This is a genomic window from Humiphilus diazotrophicus, assembly GCF_059726315.1.
In genome coordinates this window covers 254,915-271,112 of record NZ_AP040871.1, presented here as the reverse complement: position 1 = coordinate 271,112, position 16,198 = coordinate 254,915, and the positions used below count along the sequence as shown (strand labels likewise).

The 16,198-nt window shown below is 53.3% G+C and carries 18 protein-coding genes; 13 read left to right on the top strand and 5 right to left on the bottom strand.

Features of this window, described 5'->3' with window-relative positions; all coding sequences use genetic code 11:
- The first annotated feature begins 131 nt into the window (after positions 1-131).
- From AC6I7T_RS31180 to AC6I7T_RS31135, 10 genes are all read left to right on the top strand, one after another.
- Positions 132-515: a hypothetical protein gene (locus AC6I7T_RS31180; RefSeq protein WP_497795350.1), complete on the top strand. Its 384-nt coding sequence runs from the start codon at positions 132-134 to the stop codon at positions 513-515.
- A gap of 731 nt (positions 516-1,246) precedes the next feature.
- Positions 1,247-1,489: a hypothetical protein gene (locus AC6I7T_RS31175; protein ID WP_497795349.1), complete on the top strand. Its 243-nt coding sequence runs from the start codon at positions 1,247-1,249 to the stop codon at positions 1,487-1,489.
- A gap of 373 nt (positions 1,490-1,862) precedes the next feature.
- Positions 1,863-2,423, top strand: a complete 561-nt coding sequence (locus AC6I7T_RS31170; protein WP_497795348.1) for a hypothetical protein — start codon at positions 1,863-1,865, stop codon at positions 2,421-2,423.
- Between the two features lie 72 nt (positions 2,424-2,495).
- Positions 2,496-3,668 (top strand): IS4 family transposase, encoded by a 1,173-nt coding sequence (locus AC6I7T_RS31165; protein WP_497795347.1) that lies wholly within the window; start codon positions 2,496-2,498, stop codon positions 3,666-3,668.
- A gap of 186 nt (positions 3,669-3,854) precedes the next feature.
- Complete coding sequence (locus AC6I7T_RS31160; protein WP_497795345.1) at positions 3,855-4,856, top strand: ATP-binding protein; 1,002 nt, start codon at positions 3,855-3,857, stop codon at positions 4,854-4,856.
- 608 nt (positions 4,857-5,464) lie between these two features.
- Positions 5,465-5,872, top strand: coding sequence for a hypothetical protein (locus AC6I7T_RS31155; RefSeq protein WP_497795343.1), 408 nt, complete (start codon positions 5,465-5,467; stop codon positions 5,870-5,872).
- A 289-nt stretch (positions 5,873-6,161) separates the two neighbouring features.
- The gene (locus tag AC6I7T_RS31150) at positions 6,162-6,581 is read left to right on the top strand and encodes a hypothetical protein (RefSeq protein ID WP_497795342.1); all 420 of its coding nucleotides are present in this window, start codon (positions 6,162-6,164) and stop codon (positions 6,579-6,581) included.
- Positions 6,582-6,680: 99 nt separating this feature from the next.
- Positions 6,681-7,346: a multicopper oxidase domain-containing protein gene (locus tag AC6I7T_RS31145; RefSeq protein WP_497795341.1), complete on the top strand. Its 666-nt coding sequence runs from the start codon at positions 6,681-6,683 to the stop codon at positions 7,344-7,346.
- A 5-nt stretch (positions 7,347-7,351) separates the two neighbouring features.
- Complete coding sequence (locus AC6I7T_RS31140; protein WP_497795339.1) at positions 7,352-7,969, top strand: c-type cytochrome; 618 nt, start codon at positions 7,352-7,354, stop codon at positions 7,967-7,969.
- A gap of 16 nt (positions 7,970-7,985) precedes the next feature.
- The gene (locus AC6I7T_RS31135; protein ID WP_497795337.1) at positions 7,986-8,333 is read left to right on the top strand and encodes a DUF5666 domain-containing protein; all 348 of its coding nucleotides are present in this window, start codon (positions 7,986-7,988) and stop codon (positions 8,331-8,333) included.
- A gap of 362 nt (positions 8,334-8,695) precedes the next feature.
- Here AC6I7T_RS31135 and AC6I7T_RS31130 read toward each other — a convergent pair whose 3' ends face one another.
- Positions 8,696-10,096, bottom strand: coding sequence for a sigma-54-dependent transcriptional regulator (locus tag AC6I7T_RS31130; protein WP_497795335.1), 1,401 nt, complete (start codon positions 10,094-10,096; stop codon positions 8,696-8,698).
- A gap of 20 nt (positions 10,097-10,116) precedes the next feature.
- Complete coding sequence (locus AC6I7T_RS31125) at positions 10,117-11,205, bottom strand: two-component system sensor histidine kinase NtrB (RefSeq protein ID WP_497795334.1); 1,089 nt, start codon at positions 11,203-11,205, stop codon at positions 10,117-10,119.
- Positions 11,206-11,380: 175 nt separating this feature from the next.
- On the opposite strand from AC6I7T_RS31125, the gene AC6I7T_RS31120 reads away from it, so the two are divergent.
- The gene (locus AC6I7T_RS31120; protein ID WP_497795332.1) at positions 11,381-11,542 is read left to right on the top strand and encodes a hypothetical protein; all 162 of its coding nucleotides are present in this window, start codon (positions 11,381-11,383) and stop codon (positions 11,540-11,542) included.
- A 45-nt stretch (positions 11,543-11,587) separates the two neighbouring features.
- Entirely contained in the window at positions 11,588-12,883 is a 1,296-nt protein-coding gene (locus tag AC6I7T_RS31115; protein WP_497795331.1) for a type II restriction enzyme NmeDI-related protein, read from the top strand.
- 211 nt (positions 12,884-13,094) lie between these two features.
- Here the strand turns inward: AC6I7T_RS31115 and AC6I7T_RS31110 are convergent, their stop codons facing one another.
- A complete protein-coding gene (locus AC6I7T_RS31110; protein ID WP_497795330.1) occupies positions 13,095-13,454 on the bottom strand; it encodes a hypothetical protein in 360 nt (119 codons plus the stop codon).
- Positions 13,455-14,175: 721 nt separating this feature from the next.
- Between AC6I7T_RS31110 and AC6I7T_RS31105 the strand changes: the two genes are divergently transcribed.
- A complete protein-coding gene (locus tag AC6I7T_RS31105) occupies positions 14,176-14,469 on the top strand; it encodes a hypothetical protein (RefSeq protein WP_497795329.1) in 294 nt (97 codons plus the stop codon).
- Between the two features lie 570 nt (positions 14,470-15,039).
- On the opposite strand, the gene AC6I7T_RS31100 is transcribed toward AC6I7T_RS31105, so the two are convergent.
- Positions 15,040-15,621, bottom strand: coding sequence for a hypothetical protein (locus AC6I7T_RS31100; protein WP_497795327.1), 582 nt, complete (start codon positions 15,619-15,621; stop codon positions 15,040-15,042).
- A gap of 28 nt (positions 15,622-15,649) precedes the next feature.
- A complete protein-coding gene (locus tag AC6I7T_RS31095) occupies positions 15,650-16,189 on the bottom strand; it encodes a Fe-S-containing protein (protein WP_497795326.1) in 540 nt (179 codons plus the stop codon).
- Between the last annotated feature and the right edge of the window lie 9 nt (positions 16,190-16,198).

The window sequence follows — 16,198 nt, the reverse complement described above, 5'->3', positions numbered from 1 at the left end:
GTAGACGCTGACATAAGCTGTTCGTAATAAGTGAAAATGTCCGCTTTCCTTAGCACGTGAAATGTCCGGTTTTGGTTGATAGTTTCGTCGCCGTAGCTGTTCTTATAAAATTAACGAGCGAAAGTCTCTATATGGATATAAACAATGCGATGGCTTGCGGTGAGCTCGATTCTATGACCTCTGCAATGCGCAACCAGCTGATTGCCTGCCTTGACGAATGTTCACGTGGACGAAAGGGTCTCTTTTTTGAGCCCTGGGGGAATGAGAATGCCTGGCCCGAAGCTGCCCAGCTTCGCCGACTAGCGAGTGCGCTGCAATCTCTCTATGCCCAACTCGATGAGACCCTGCCTCTCGCCGATGAATTTCTTGAGATGTGTTCCATGCACGGCGAATATCATCCCGGAGAGATGCGGCTGGCACGATTTTTTCTTGATCGAATTGAGAGAAATGAGGTGGGAACTCCGGTCAAGGACGAGTCGAGTCTACCGTGGAAGAGATATGGGGTCCAAGGGTAGGACGACGCGAATCCTAACCAAAAACCTTCCTCGTGACCAATAGTTCAAGATAGCATCATCCGACTCCCACGATGAGCCTACCGGTGATTTGGCTGTAACAACAAAAGAGCTACTGCTTTTCCAGAGCTATCCGAGACAACACCTGCAATCGTTGCGTCAGTAGATTGTGAATAAGCCTTGGTTGTAGCAAGAACTAGAAGGCAGAGGACTAACAACGTGGCAAGTCGATTCACGCGACTGTGTTCCCATCTGTAGAGTGGAATGACTTCTCTCTGCTTACAGGAACGCTCGGCTATTTGGGACAATCAATCTGTTTCAGGTCCGGGTTTGCGGTTTTGAAGGGAAAGATAAACCCGAAATCTCTCTATAGAATCTAGCAGGAGAGCTGCCTACGGTGGAGTCAGCATCTTGGAGGAAATAGTCGGATGGAATAAACCATCCGGAGGTAATCTGGTCGCGATCCATGAAAATCGTGGGAAAACAGTTCGCATTGGCAATCAGAACTAATCGCATCACTTTCGAACAGTCGAGCAAGCCTTTGGAGGCTAAAATAACAAAATTCAAGGGGAAAGCATTACCTGAAGTCCGCCTTACGTTGAATTGTCACTCCAATAGCTGGTTCAGATGGCCATCGGGGAAAAATAACGCCAAGGGTCCGTGGACATGCAAGGCGGCCGCGGCGAAGAGCAGGCAGAATTCCTGATGAAACACACTCTGGGACCCCATCAATAATGCCAAGCGCAATCGACATCACGAACCGATTCCCGCCCACGCGCGAGAGGACCGTGTTCCTGGAACTGCTGCGCGTCGTGCGTAGCTTAGAAACCGAAGGGATCGAGGTGGTGCTCTACGGTGGCGGTGTTCCTTTTTTGAAACAACTCTCAAGAGAGAACGAAACAGCATATGCGATGAGCCTGGATATCGATCTGCTGTTTCGACAAGCGGCCGAGAGCGCGATGTCATCGACCGGATAAGAACGCTGCTGGTCGACGACATGGAATTTGAACCCAGCAGAACCCATGCGTTTCGGTACGAGAAGCGAGTCGAGGGCAATGTCGTCCAACTCGATGTGCTTGCGGATTTTCCACGCACGGACAACGACGAGCCTGTAAGGCGAATTCAGTGCTCGGAAGCTTTAGGTGGTACTGGCTGTGCGATCAGACGGCGTTACGAGATCCCATCAATTGTGTCCAAAGTACTTTCCGCTTTCTGTGGTCTACGACGCTAAACGTGATGGCGTCTGGTTTTCCTTGCACAACGGGAAGCTGATGTTCTCCAAAGCCGGACAAATCTTAGAAAAGTACGGGCAATCCGATGGGATTGTTAGCGGCCCGGTGCGAATTCTTAATGTTGACTCAGATGGGGGCGTTTGGATTGCCTCCTCGGGGAGGCTTGGGCCATCTCAAAGAGGGCAAGATACACACCTTGACTACGAGGAATGGCCTCCTGTGCGACAGGGTGCATTGGGTGCAGCGTGATCGGAATCGTCAGGTATGGCTGTATACAGCGTGCGGCTTGGTCGGCTTCTCTGAAGACGACCAAGCTGCGTGGGTCGCTCAACCGGCGCATGCCATTACGATCACGCACTATCTGGATAACACCGACGGCGTGGAGAATACCTCCGTCGGCGGATGGTACTCGCCACAGAATGTAATGGCCAAGGATGGCCGCATTTTGTTTCCCATGCGAACAGGATTAGGCGTGTTGGATCCTCTCCAACTTAACGAGAATTCTCTCCCGCCGCCTGTGCACATCGAGAAAGTTACGGTTGACACACGTGAAGTACCTTATGCGGACCATGCATCATTACCACCTAAAACCGGGGCGATTCACATTGCATATACCGCACTTAGCTTTGTTGCGCCACCACTCTTGTCCAAAACAGGAATTCGGTGCAAGTTAGGATGACATAGTGGCAAGGCTGCGCCGTTCTGATAGGTTGAGTTTGCGAAGACTTGACCGTCAGAGGAGAACACAGCCTTGTCTACAGTATCCAGCATTTTCTCGCAGATTCTGAAATTGATTCCGCGTGGCGATTTCGACGCCACGGTACGCAAGCACGGAGCCGAGCGCAACGCCAAGGGTTTCACCTCGTGGGGCCAGTTGGTGGCTATGCTCTTCTGCCAGATGGGCTCGGTCTCCAGTCTGCGCGACATCACCAACGGCCTGGCCGCCAGCGAAGGCAAGCTGCGGCATCTTGGTTTGCCAGAAGCTCCCAAGCGCTCCACGCTGGCCTATGCCAACGCGCACCGGCCCAGCGCCGTTTTCGAAGATCTCTTCTATCGCTTGCTGGAGTCGGCCCGCAGCCATGCGCAGCAAGCAAAAGTTCGCCACAAGTTCCGCTTCAAGAACAAGCTATTATCGATTGACGCCACCACGATTGAACTCTGCGCTTCGGTCTTCGATTGGGCGAAGTTTCGCCGTACCAAGAGCGCGGTCAAGCTGCATCTGATGCTTGATCACGATGGCCTTTTACCCTGTTTCGGCGTGATCACCGATGGCAAGCAGCATGAGGTCAAGGTCACGCGCCAGTGGCAGTTCGAGGCGGGAACCATTCTGGTCTTTGATCGCGGCTATACCGATTACGACTGGTTCGCACAGTTGACCAGCCAAAAAGTATTTTTCGTTACCCGCCTGAAGTCCAACGCGGATTGCATCGTGGTCGAAGACCGTCCCCTTGCTCCAGGCAAGGGGATCGTTTCGGATCAGATCATCTGCATGACCAGACAGGTCATGGACAACGACACTCCCCCCATGCTGCGCCGTATCGAGTTCTTCGATGAAGAGCAGCAACGCACGCTGGTCTTCCTGACCAACCACCTGAAGCTGGCTGCCGCCACCATTGCTGCGGTCTACAAGGATCGCTGGAAAATAGAGCTATTTTTTAAGGCACTCAAGCAAGCCCTGAAGGTGAAAACCTTCGTCGGCACCACAGCCAACGCGCTGAAGACACAGATATGGGCGGCGCTGATCGCCATGCTGCTGGTCAAGATCCTGCACATGCGATCAAGCTTCGGCTGGCATTTATCCAACTTCATGGTGTTGCTGCGCCAGCAACTGTTCGTCTATCGAGACCTCTGGAAGTGGATAGACGAACCCTTCCAAGCACCGGAGAATACTTCTCCGCCGCAAATGATGCTGGCCTTTGCCTGAGTTGGACAGCATCCCCAATGGATACGTCCAGCAACACAACAATAGCAAAGAAAAAGGAGAATCAGATTGGACAGCAGATAGTCCGGCACATAACCCCACTTACCCCCAACCCGCTTTGCTCTCAAATCGTGGACGGGAATCTATGTCCTTTCATTGCACAATCTGTCCAACTAAGCCTTCGCTGTTTTGGACGGCTTTGTTGCGCCACGAAAGGTTCAATTCCAATACAGATTAGAAGGCTACGACAGAGGTTGGAGCCAGCCTGTCACGCTCCGCGAGGTTACCTACACGAATCTACCGCCCGGGAGTTACACGTTCCGCGTTATCGCTAGCAACAACGATGGCGTCTGGAACTACCAGGGAGCGACGTTCAGCTTCTTCGTCCAGCGGTCGTGGTATCAGACGCTCTGGTTCCGCGTTCTCGGTATCGTCATTGTTCTTGTCCTGGGCACAGCTCTGTATCACCGTCGTATGCACTTGATCGAAAGAGAGATGAATCTTCAATTCGAAGAGCGAATGGGCGAGCGAATGCGAATCGCACGAGAGCTCCACGACACGCTGCTGCAGGCGCTGCAGGGCCTTATGTTGAACTTCTCAAGTTTCTCGTCGCGCGTTACCGCTTCAGCTGAGGTCCAGAAGGAAATTGAACAGTCGCTCGACCGCGCAGAACAGCTGGTGGTTTCGGGTCGAGAACGTATCAGGGACTTGCGGCAAGGAGGATTGCGCAACGGAGGTCTGATGGAAGTCTTGCCTGTCGTCATCGATCAGGAATTCGGGGAATCAGGGTCGGGAGTCAATGTTGTGATCGAGGGAGAACCTAAGCCGCTGAACGAGCATGTTCAAGAAGAGGCCGTCTGGATCGTCAAAGAAGCTCTCGTGAATGCCCGACAGCATTCTGGTGCTGATGAGATTGATGTTCTCCTTGCATTCCATGCCAGAGGTTTTCGCGTCACGGTAAAAGACAATGGATGCGGGTTAAGCCCAGATGCGCTTACCGCAGCGAACACAGGACATTTCGGATTGGCAGGTATGCGAGAGCGATCAGAGAGTGTCGGAGGCCGTCTGATTATCCAGAGCTCGCCTTCTGGGGGTACGAGTGTAGAGTTCACGGTGCCGTCCAAGATCGCATACACACGACTGCGAGAGCGCTTTCGTAAATCTTGGTTCCCTGTGTCCGGAAAACGATGATCGTTCTCACCTCAATCGAGCGTAGATCTGTGTTGTCGAACCTTCTTCGCGAGTTGTTGCTGGGACGTTGACCAAAGCGATGATGGATGAGCAGGGAGCTCGGTTTTACGGACTACCTCGCTAGCGTTGCGCAGGCCCTCATTATCGAGAAACTTAAGTCTTCGTGACCGAAGCGTCGTTACAACTACACGCAGCGGAAAGGCACCGGATCATGCCCTCTCGCTTCGATGGTCTGAGGCGGGCATTCGTAAGGACCATGTAGATCCATACTGGTGCAGACGGCGACTTCACTGCTGCACGTCCAACCAGTGCTTGCGTGCCATCGTAGGTATTGTTCGATCCGCATTCCTCACGGTGATGTCACTTTTGCCACTGATCTGTCGATGTTAGCTTTCAAATCAGCGAGAACACATCGACTGCAAAACCGAGAAGGCGTGTTCTGTGCTTATAGGCCAAGGTGATTCCGAATTCCTTTGGATGCTCCGCATCGTTCTCGACCTAAATGTCCATGATGGCTTCCGTTAAGATCCTCATGCGAGGGCAGCAAAGGAACGAGTTCCCTCCTGTCTCTGATCCTGGAGTAGGTGGACTCGCAAGTCCCATCAAAGATGCGCACCAGCAGAGGCTGCAGCACACCCTGGGTTCGAAAGCTGGCGACCAACTCTTCCAAGCATGACTATGCCGATGCACAGGCTACACAACTCAGTCTGAATGAATCCTTGAAGAGCGATATAGCAACGAAAGACAGGTATGGGCGACTGGCTTTACTTTTCGTAGTTGCCATACAGGTTGTCGACGAGTTCCGCATCGCAAAGATCGACGTCATGAATGGCTTATTCGGGCCGGAAGCGGTGGCAATCGACGCTCGGCAAACCCGCATCCAGTTCGGTCCCGAACGGAGCATAGATAACTGCGAATGGCCCATTCACTGGACCATCAGCACCATGATGGCATGGTCTACGCTTGAGCCCTGGAATTTCACTGCGATCGAACCCATCGTAGTCCACGACCCATAGGCTTCCTTGCCTCTCGCCAACGACACTCTGCCGCTCGTACAGTATGTCGTGAATCATCAAAAGGGCGGCCTAGCTGAATAGGCTGGACGATCTATGGAGATCTCCTGGGACTGACTAAGGAATGGGTGTGCGATGCATAAAAAGCACTAATCTGGGGCAAATCCATTTCGCATTTTGCGACCCGAGAGCTGACAGTGCTACCATCGAAACCGACGTCGGTCCTATTCCTCGTTTCAGCACGACCGGGCGTTTAGCTCAGGCGTCCTTTTAGCAAAGCAGAGCAATGAGCATGATTAAGAAGCTTCTTTTCGCAGCAGTATTACTGCTTTTCGTCAGCGTTCAGGCGATGACGAAAAGTTGCGATTTATGCTGCTCGTTGATGAGAGCTTCGACAAACTGCCACGTTATCCAGGCCGATGTGCAGATGCCTCATTGCCACGGAATGTCGATGCACCAAGGCAAACAGGCCAGCGTGACTGCAAGCGATTCCTGTGCCACTGCTGCTTGTAAGGGAGAATTGACAGCAATCGTCGAGAGCGTTGATCAGAATGATGTCGTCACAGGCAACCTTCTGGCACAGGCTCTCGATTTACCAGCCGACCTTCTGGTAAATCGCGGGTCGAGCAGAGCTACATTCTTCGCAGCGCTCAGCCGAAGAAGCATGGCTAGTCCACTCGCCCAGCGTCTCGGTTCCTCCCTCCGTATCTAGTCCAGCCCCTTTCATCTTCGAATCATTGCGGGATCTACTGTGTGTGATTACACACGTCGCCCCGTGAGCTGCTGACTCTATCTCAAATCGAGGAAATTCATGAGCAACCGCCGTACCTTCATTCAGGAGGCATTTGGTCTTGGTACAGGACTGTTTGCTTCGCCCGGATTATTTGCCGATTCGCATGCCAGGCATTCCTCCGGTAGCCGGCCGGCGTCTTCGGGGCCAGCCTTCAACATGCCCGTCGTGACCGCCGACATCGGAGATATGCCATACACGATAGACGGCGACACGAAAGTCTTCCATCTCGTGGCAGAAGTGGTAAGACAGAAGATCAGCCCGCTTAAGACGATTGACGCCTGGGGCTTCAACGGAAGCGCTCCAGGACCGACCATTCAGGTCAATCAGGGTGATCGCGTGCGTGTCATTTTCGACAATCACCTGCCTGAACCAACGCAAGCCTACACATCTGCAAAGTTCGAGGCGGACCGCTACAAAACACAGCTCATCCCGCGGGCAACAAGAGCGTACGAGTTATATCTGAATAGATATCAGAACATGGCACAGGCCTATCCGCAGGTGCTGGTATCCCAACGCACGCTGTTCCAGTTGCAGATCAGCTATCTCATGGCTCTGCATGATGTCTGGAGAAGCGCCATCGCTCTCGAGAACTATACGCTGACAGGCGGACTTGATACGCCTATGTCCAGCGGTTCTGCAACCACAACGATCAACTTGCCGAATGCCGGCGGATCGCAGGAGTAGCCGCCATGAAACGGAGAATAGCGATCACGATCCTTGTAGTCGTCTTCGGAGCGTTGGGCTTCGGCGCCTACCTCATGCACGACATGATGCAGCGTGGTTTCAGTACGCGCACCGAGCCCATGCCAATGGAGAAAGCACTGGCCACTACGATTCGTGGGCGGGCGACTCCATCGCGCTACAAGACGATCAAGAACCCTGTTACGGCGACTCCAGAGGTCATTCATGATGGGATGGCGCATTGGGCGGATCACTGCTCCGCCTGCCATGCCAATAATGGCAGCGGTGACACCATGTATGGCAAGACGATGTATCCACGTCCGCCGGATATGCGCCAGAAGGATACGCAGGAGATGTCTGACGGCGAACTCTACTACACCATCAAGAATGGAGTGCGCTTGAGCGGAATGCCAGCTTTCGGAGATCCGGGCGATGACGACATGGATAGCTGGAAGCTCGTGGCCTTTATACGGCATCTGCCGCGACTTACGGATGCCGAAGAAACCGAGATGCAGCACCTCAATCCGAAATCTCCCGACGAGATTCAGGAGGAGAAGGAAGAAGATGAATTTTTGAAGGGCAATGCGCAATCAGCTAAGCCGGCAACCGCAATACACCATCACTGATACAAGGAGAAGACAAATGAAAAAGATCCTCACAACTCTCGTCGCGCTCGTGCTCATGGTGAGCAGCGCATACGCGCACAATGGGATGGAACACGTCATGGGAACCGTGGCCAGCCTCACTGACGGCTCAATCACAGTGGCCACGACAGACGGAAAGACACAAGCCTTAGGTGTGACAGGAGACACAAAGTACAGCAACATGAGTGGCACGATGACGCTGAAGGACATCAAGGTCGGCGATCGTGTCGTTATCCATGCGACAAAGAAAGACGGAAAGCTGATTGCTACGACGGTGCAGGTCAGCATGGGAAAGATGGCAGGCATGAAGATGAATGGAAGTAGCGCATTGCCGCAACCGAAGTGACCCTGATGCAAACGAGAGCACTCATGTGTTGATGGAATGGGGCGGTGCTGCCTGGCTGCCCCACTACTTGTCGCGTCAGAGCGGGGCGATGAAATGAATACGGCATCCCGTGCATTTCGCCAACACGTTCTCGAGAGAGTGCAATTCTGGATCGGATCACTGCACATCACTCAGAGTTCCTTCACTTCATCGCGGCTCGGATCGGTGAGCCCGCCACTGCGGAAGACATTCTCCTGTCAGCATATCTGCCCGTACCGATCAATAGGCCATGAGCCTGTTGAGGCCGGAGTCACACTCCCATGCACAAGCAGGATCTGCCGGAATATGCGTGCAGATCAGAGGATTCTTTTTGCGGCCGAAATCTATTCCGAGGGCTGCACCGAGGGCGAGGATTCGGCCGCCTCAGCCAAACCGAATTTCTCCATTCTATAGATTAGAGTCTTCCGGCTAAGGTTCAAGTACCGGGCGGCCTTCGTCTGGTTCCATTGATTCCGCTCCAGCGCTTGCAGGAGTATCTCCTTCTCTACTTCTTCGAGGTCGATTCCTTCATCGGGCAGCTTGAGGCTGATCGAGGATACCCGGGAGTTCGCATGACGGATTTGTGGTGGCAAATCCTTGACGCCGACTACGTCCGAGGAACCAACAACGACAAGGTGCTCAATAACATTCTCCAGTTCCCTGACATTGCCCGGCCAGTCATAGCGCGTCAGCAGTTCGAGAGCATCATCATTGATTGATGGCACAGGGAGCTGATAGCGCGTGCAATGTTTCTTCAGAAAGTGTGTTAGCAGAAGAGGGATGTCGTCGCGTCTCTCGCGCAATGGCGGAAGCTCAACGGTCACGACACTCAGCCGATAAAACAAGTCTTCTCGGAATTGTCCATCCTCAATGAGAGTACGGAGATCCCGGTTCGTAGCTGCGATCAGCCGAACGTTGACAGGAATCGGTTTTGGAAAACCGATCTTGTCAATCTCGCGTTCCTGTATTACGCGCAGCAATCTGACTTGGAGGTTGATAGGAAGTTCGCCGATCTCGTCGAGGAAGACAGTGCCCTCATTCGCAGCTTCGAATTTTCCGACCCGGTCGGCAATCGCGCCGGTGAATGATCCCTTTCGATGGCCGAACAACTCTGATTCGATCAAAGCTTCAGGGATAGCCCCGCAGTTCACCGTGATGAATGGTTTTGCGGCCCTCATGCTGTTTTGGTGGATCGCCTTTGCAAGCAACTCCTTGCCCGTTCCAGATTCGCCAGTGACGAGAACCGTTGAGTCGCGACGCGCCACCTGGGCGGCTAGCTTGAAAACTTCGTGCATCTTTCTGGAGCCCGTTACCAGGTTCTCAAACCGGAATGCCGTGTCACTGAAGTCACGGAGATACCGGTTTTCATCCAGCAATTGCTGATGTTCCAAGGCGCGCTGAACGTTTACCTTGAGTTCCTCCGCGTTCAGCGGCTTCAGCACGTAATCGGCCGCGCCCAACTTCATCGCATCGACCGCATCTCCGACGGTGCCGAAAGCAGTGATCAGGATGACCGGGGTGTCAGTGTTGACCGCCTTGATTCGACCAAGAAGATCTAACCCACTGAGGCCAGGCATCCGGATATCGGTGATCACCAGCGCAGGGGTCTTCTCTGTAAAGCTCTGAAGGCCGCCATGACCATCCGATGCAGTTACGACCGAGTATCCTTCTTCCTTCAGCCAGAACTCGATAAGCCGTCGCTGGCTGTCGTCGTCGTCTACCACAAGAATAAGATGATTTGGCATTCAATTCCTCGCGAGTGTCATTAGGTGGTGCTGGCCGAAACCGGCAGCGTCACTGAGAACGTCATGCCGTGCTCCGGGTTTCTCCTCGCAGCGATATGGCCCCCATGCTGGTTCACGATTTGATAAGCGATCGAAAGCCCTAGCCCGGTTCCGCTACTGCGCGTGGTAAAGAACGGATCAAAAACCCGCTCCAGATCTTCTGTAGGGATTCCGACGCCTTCGTCTTCAACCTCAATACGAATATCGTCGGTTTCCTGTGCCGCGCGCAATGTAATCTGACCAGCTTTAGACATTGCCTGGATTGCATTGATGACAAGATTCAGGAGCACCTGTCTGATCTGCTCCGGATCGACCGAAACAGAAGGTAGAGCTGCCGCCGCCTCGACACGAACCTCTACTTGCGCCATCTTCGCAGTTTCCGACGCGAGCTTTGCCACAGATTCGAGCAGTAGCCCGATGTCTGACGCGACAATCTGCGGTCGTTGCGGTCGCGCGAATTCAAGGAAATGAGTAAGGAGCCCTTTCAGGCGCGCGACTTCGCGAGAGGCAAGGTCCGTGAATTCCTGGCGCGTCTCCTCGGCCAGTTCACGGCGTCCGAGAATCTGAACCGCTCCCTCGATTGATCCCAACGGGTTACGAATCTCGTGGGCAAGGCCTGCTGAAAGCTCTCCCAGGGCGGAGAGGCGGTCCGCGCGACGAAGTTGCTCAAAAGAGTTCTGCAGTTGCGTGTAGACCTCACCCAATTTGGTTGCGGTCTCCTCGACCTTGCGCCGCTGGGCACGTTCGTGGTCAGCGAGTATTCCCGTTAAGGTGGCGATGGCAAAGAACATCCCAATTTCGATATATTGCGCCAAACGGTATTCCGGATCGAATTTCCAGGCCATGACGATGTGGGGAATATAGGAGACGCTGGCCAGGGTTGCCGCAGCCAGGCCTCCTCTCCAGCCGAACCACAAGGCCGCCAGCAGAATCGGGATGTAGTAAGCCCGCTGCAATAGCGGATGGGCCCACATAGAGGTTGTAGGCGTGCTGTAATGCAAAAGCGCAACTACCGCAATTGCTGCTGCCAGAAATACCGCCCGCCGCCAGTCTCGTGTCGAAACTCTCACGAGCGCGATTCTAGCACTGTGGGTGGGCTGAAATTCGTTCAACTTCTCCCCGTTTGTAGGTGCGTGGCTCCATCAATCGTATAGGAGGATACAAAGAGTTCCATCTGCTCTTGCAATGTACTTGGTGCTGCCTAGCGTTGTTCGACAATGGCAACGGAGTAGTCAACATAAGCCTATGAAAGGCTGCGCACTATCCATCCAGTCTTTCCTGAGTCTCGAATCAATTCAAGAGACTCTATATCGCGTCGAAGCCTTGACCGTCACTCGACCCTCATACCAGACATGGATTACTCCGGCAGGTTTCACCGTCAGCAATTTTGCCGCTAACAGGGACTAAAGAGCTTGAAACCCTTGAGGTACAGTACAATTCAAGGTGCCAAAGATGTCAGTTCCTTCCCCAACCGCTTTATCGCCTCAGAGCTCAGCGATCACTACATTGATCTCACGCTGGCGAGATGATCCGAATGGCACGTACCAGACATGGTTTCTGTGGCCAGAACGGTTGAAGAACTTTCGTTCGATCCGGCGTGGAATTCAGCAGGTTATCGCGGAGATCAAAGCTGACACATTCGGAACGGCGTATCGCGGCTCATCCCTGGAGATAGTGGTCAAATCTATCGCTGAGCAGCGCCAAATGTTCAAGGGCGCTGATCATCCGTTCCTTTGGAAACCAAAGCTGCGGATTCCCGACATCTACGAAAACCGTAGTAATCAACTTGCGTTCGGCCATTTCCTCGACACTTGCATGTGCTGCAGTACCGAAGCTCATCTACTTGCTGCCATTCAAAAGCTCGATCAGCAGTCGATCAAAGGTCTCGGTCCGGCTGCGGCAAACCTTATGTATTTTCTCCATCCGACGATTATGTCACCGTTTAACACAGCGATTGTGAACGGCTATAACGCTCTGACAGGAGCGAAGGTGAAACTCGGGAGCTGGACCGAGTATTTGGCGATGCGAAATGGGATACTCAGGCTCGTCGACGAACACCGCGCCTTCCTGTCGAATGATTTGGGGGCAATCGGAGGACTGCTCTTCGACATCGGCCAGCGACGCTACTCCGCCCCGCCGGCAGAAGCGGACGATGCTAGACGCGCTGAGTGGGAAGCCGATCTCGCGAAAATGCGAGATCTCAGTGCCAAGGAGAGACGCGCGTCCGAAGACGCGAGAGAAAGCGACAGAACTCACAACGAAATACAAGGATGGCTTCGTGACCTCGGAATCGCCCTTGGATTTCAGGTCTGGATCGCCGCCAACGATCGCTCGAGAGAATACTTATCAGGCAAGCTTTCGGACAATTGCTTAACGGCTCTTCCAAACTCGGTGACGGGAGGAGGAGATGCTGTCGCTCTGATTGACGTGATTTGGTTCGATGTGGATGGGGCTCCTGCTGCCGCGTTTGAAGTCGAACACACCACTTCGATTTATTCCGGGATCGTTCGCCTTCTCGATCTCGCGCAGGGATCCAAGCTCGATAATGCTGTCCCATTATTTCTGGTCGCGCCAGACAATCGCGAAAAAGAAGTGCGTGAGCAACTTCAGCGGCCAGCATTCCGCGCCTCCGCTGCAACTTTACATTTGCGTTACCTCCCCTACGGCGAACTCGAAAAACATAGGGAAGCGATTACCCGCTTCGGAAGCGGAGTAAAACCAATTCAGGCGATTGCGCGAGAATTCTGAAAGACCCCGGTCTGCTGAAGCAAATCTAGACAGTTTCGAATATGCCTTGAGTCCACGCTCGATCATCGTTCCTGCTGCGTAAATAGCATTTCAAGATTTAGGCGGTTCCTCAGGCCCGTGGCGTTCTATTCCGAAAGCGGTTCTTATCATGAAGCCTTCCGCAGCCCAAGAGCCGACCACCGTTTGTAACAGCGGTCGGCATCGGCCGTCCTTACATGGGCATGCCAGCCGGCATGGAAAATTTTGCTTCGTGAATAGCGGTAACCGTGATCGTGTTGCCCTTTACGCTTCCCTCAACTTGTACATGTTTGCCTGCAAATGGCGCGATGGTCTGAGGCTTCGCGGTGAGAGTATAAACTTTGTTGCCCACCACGAGCGCGTAGCTCGCCTTGCCCTGCAGACACTCGGCGATGCACTCGGCGTTGGTTTTGCCCGGCAGCATGTGCTTCTTGCCGCACATTGTGTCGCTGACGACTCCTTCGATGGGTTGGGACGCAGCATGAACCTGCTGGAATGCGGGTATCATGGCGGCGGACAGAAGAGCAAGGGTGATGATCGGCATCTTTCTCATGCTTTTTCTCCATTGATGTTGAAATGAACGTTGAACAACTTTCACAAAAGCGCGGAGGCTGCAACAAAGACAGTTCTCGATACCCGGCCACACACACTTCTCATATCCTCCGCACCGAATCGAACATCGAAGGATTATTTAGACCGACAAGTCCAACGGCCCCGTACGATTTCGCACAAAGAATACTGGATATTCGGTTCTCTCCCTGTCTGTCATACAAGCACGCAACCTGCCAAATAGCTGCTGCGGGGTAGAGGCCGATAAATCGCAACGATTCAGTCACATTGGGCTTTCTGGTAACCCGCTACCCCATTCGAATTGCCGCAAATCCGGCACTTCCTGCCGCATTTCGGGCGGGTGCCTCCAGCCGGGTAAGCGAACCTTGACTTCGAAATCTCGGCCCGCCACCACTTGGCCGCGAACAGAATCTGGCGCTCTTTCAGCCCGCTCCGGTGCCGAGTATGGGGGGGTAGAGGCCACCGGACACATTTTGTATGAGGCGTGGAGATGGTGTTGCGAACAAGCTAGCATTCGATAGCGCGTAAGTGGCTGTTAGGTGTTTCACTCTCGACCATTGTTGGATGGCAACATAAAACACCGTCACAACCGTGGCTCAACAATTGCAGCATCGTCCTTAGATTTCTGGGAAACCGGAATTTCCTAATCGATTTCTAATCCCGCGTTTGCAGCAATTGTTATTCGCGGGTTGAAAGATACCAACATGTTTCGATTGGACTATGTCTCCTGTGTCTTGACCATCAGTTCCACTGTCCTTGTCGGGAGGAAACGCTGGGAAGGATGGATTGTCGCAGGAATCAACAGTGCCTTGATCTGTATTATTGCTGTCAATACATCGCAACTTGGATTCATTCCTGCCAATTTGTTTTGCCTCGCTTTGTATGCTTACAACATTTGGGAATGGCGCAAGAGTTTTGGTGCGAAAAAGGAGCGCGGTCAGCCTCCCACCGAAACTCAATCTCTCCCGCTTCCGGGAACGCCTCAGATGCAGGTGTGATACAGGTTTACTCGTCATCAGTGGGCAGAACTCATCTCCGCCGCAGAAAGCACTGACACGCCCGTTGTTCTCGGTTATTCACTACGGCCAGCTTAGCAACCGTCCCTGCAATTCCGGGCCGTACATTTCGGCCCGCCGATTCCCAGCAATCGTCAAGAGACTTACTGTTTCTCCAGGTCGATGCTCTCGTACGCAGCAACCATTGCCTCATGCTTCTTCGCCTGCGCCAGGTAATCCTGGGCCATCGTTTTGTAATACTGGGCGATGCGTTAGTGGTCCCTCGGTGTTTTTGCAGTGGCGATCAAGGTGTTGAGCTGCTACTTACTGAGGGGCTCAGGCTTAGGCTGCCGCACAGACGGCGTCTGGGCAAGGACTGTCGTGGTGATAGCGAATACTGTGGGGATAGCTAACAGTTTGCGCGTCATGTTCGTATCCTCCCGGTTGAATTGTTAGGTGCCGCCGTCTTTAAGACTGCGGGTAACATTGATCACCAACTTCAACGTGTGGAAGTGGAAAACAACATCTTTGATCTGCGCTTCGACTATGCCGGTAATTGCCCCAGCGACCCAATCACTCGCACTTCTTCATCCTCTGAGCCATGGCCTGCTCATGCCGATTGAGAACAACGGCCACTTCCTTCAGCGCTTTTCTGTGCAGGCCGAGGATATGCTTCGCAGTTTGAGGGGCTTCGCTGGAAGTGTCATTCGCGATTTGATAAAGGTCGAATGTGTCGATGGCGTCATAGAGCGCCGCCTTCAGCTGCTGCTGAAGTTGAATGATGTGATCATGTTGTTTAACGTCTGCGCCACACTTCTGTTCGTAGAGAATAAGGAAGAGCTTCTGATTTCTGACAGTATTGCGCAACGTAACAATATTCTCTTCGTGTGCCTTGACGATCGATTGGTCGCGGATGAAACCATTCGCATCTTCGGCATCGACCATGACTTGAAGACTCGTGTTGAGTTTCGCAATCAGAGCTTGCATCCAATTTTGGTGATCGATAATTTCGGCATCGAGTGATTTCCGGCTTTCCTCGCTTTGAACTTCGGTCGCTTGCGTCTTCGGCGCTTGGCCAACCGATAGCGGCGCTCTGCTGAGCCCTAAGAGAACAACTCCGGTCGCGATCATGAACAGCTTGCTTGTCATCTTCATACACTTTCTGCTTGAATGGTTGGCACCGTCATTGAGGCATCTTGGCTGCCTGCGCGAGTACATCGCGTAGGAGCACGGTTATGTTGCCGCTTGTTTGCATGTGCGGTATTTCGACAAGTGCACAGCCATTTGTCCCCGGCTTGTGACCTTTCGCCTCAAAATTCATCTGGCTATTGCACTCGGCGCACATCATTTGTCCGTTCTTGGCATAATGGCGATCATGGCTGCGGTAGCAGGTGCGGCAGCTTGCCAGAGCCACCTGAACCGCCTTGTCGTCCGTTCTCCGCCGAACAACGACTTTCACTTTTTGTCCCGAAGAGCTGACTTCAAACAGATGGAGTTGCCGCGAATTTAACCTGGTCGTGTCCAGGTGAAGATCCTGCCCCTCACCTACCGTGACTACCGGCACGTCGCTCTTCTGCGAAGGATAGGAGACATACGCGCTTACAAGAACGAAGATGAGCAGAAGCACAAAACCACCGCATATCGCCCACACCGGCCAGAATACGTACCAATCGTTACGCCGGGGCGCCTTGGGAGGTCTTGCGTGTATCCGGTGATTGCTCATAACTGCACC

Bases quoted from the DNA above. Each gene is read 5' to 3' on its own strand.
- AC6I7T_RS31145 (WP_497795341.1), top strand. From the start codon at position 6,681: ATGAGCAACCGCCGTACCTTCATTCAGGAGGCATTTGGTCTTGGTACA.
- AC6I7T_RS31170 (WP_497795348.1), top strand. From the start codon at position 1,863: ATGTTGACTCAGATGGGGGCGTTTGGATTGCCTCCTCGGGGAGGCTTG.
- AC6I7T_RS31100 (WP_497795327.1), bottom strand. From the start codon at position 15,621: ATGAAGATGACAAGCAAGCTGTTCATGATCGCGACCGGAGTTGTTCTC.
- AC6I7T_RS31095 (WP_497795326.1), bottom strand. From the start codon at position 16,189: ATGAGCAATCACCGGATACACGCAAGACCTCCCAAGGCGCCCCGGCGT.
- AC6I7T_RS31105 (WP_497795329.1), top strand. From the start codon at position 14,176: ATGTTTCGATTGGACTATGTCTCCTGTGTCTTGACCATCAGTTCCACT.
- AC6I7T_RS31155 (WP_497795343.1), top strand. From the start codon at position 5,465: ATGCGCACCAGCAGAGGCTGCAGCACACCCTGGGTTCGAAAGCTGGCG.
- AC6I7T_RS31110 (WP_497795330.1), bottom strand. From the start codon at position 13,454: ATGAGAAAGATGCCGATCATCACCCTTGCTCTTCTGTCCGCCGCCATG.
- AC6I7T_RS31180 (WP_497795350.1), top strand. From the start codon at position 132: ATGGATATAAACAATGCGATGGCTTGCGGTGAGCTCGATTCTATGACC.
- AC6I7T_RS31175 (WP_497795349.1), top strand. From the start codon at position 1,247: ATGCCAAGCGCAATCGACATCACGAACCGATTCCCGCCCACGCGCGAG.
- AC6I7T_RS31150 (WP_497795342.1), top strand. From the start codon at position 6,162: ATGATTAAGAAGCTTCTTTTCGCAGCAGTATTACTGCTTTTCGTCAGC.
- AC6I7T_RS31130 (WP_497795335.1), bottom strand. From the start codon at position 10,096: ATGCCAAATCATCTTATTCTTGTGGTAGACGACGACGACAGCCAGCGA.
- AC6I7T_RS31120 (WP_497795332.1), top strand. From the start codon at position 11,381: ATGAAAGGCTGCGCACTATCCATCCAGTCTTTCCTGAGTCTCGAATCA.
- AC6I7T_RS31135 (WP_497795337.1), top strand. From the start codon at position 7,986: ATGAAAAAGATCCTCACAACTCTCGTCGCGCTCGTGCTCATGGTGAGC.
- AC6I7T_RS31115 (WP_497795331.1), top strand. From the start codon at position 11,588: ATGTCAGTTCCTTCCCCAACCGCTTTATCGCCTCAGAGCTCAGCGATC.
- AC6I7T_RS31140 (WP_497795339.1), top strand. From the start codon at position 7,352: ATGAAACGGAGAATAGCGATCACGATCCTTGTAGTCGTCTTCGGAGCG.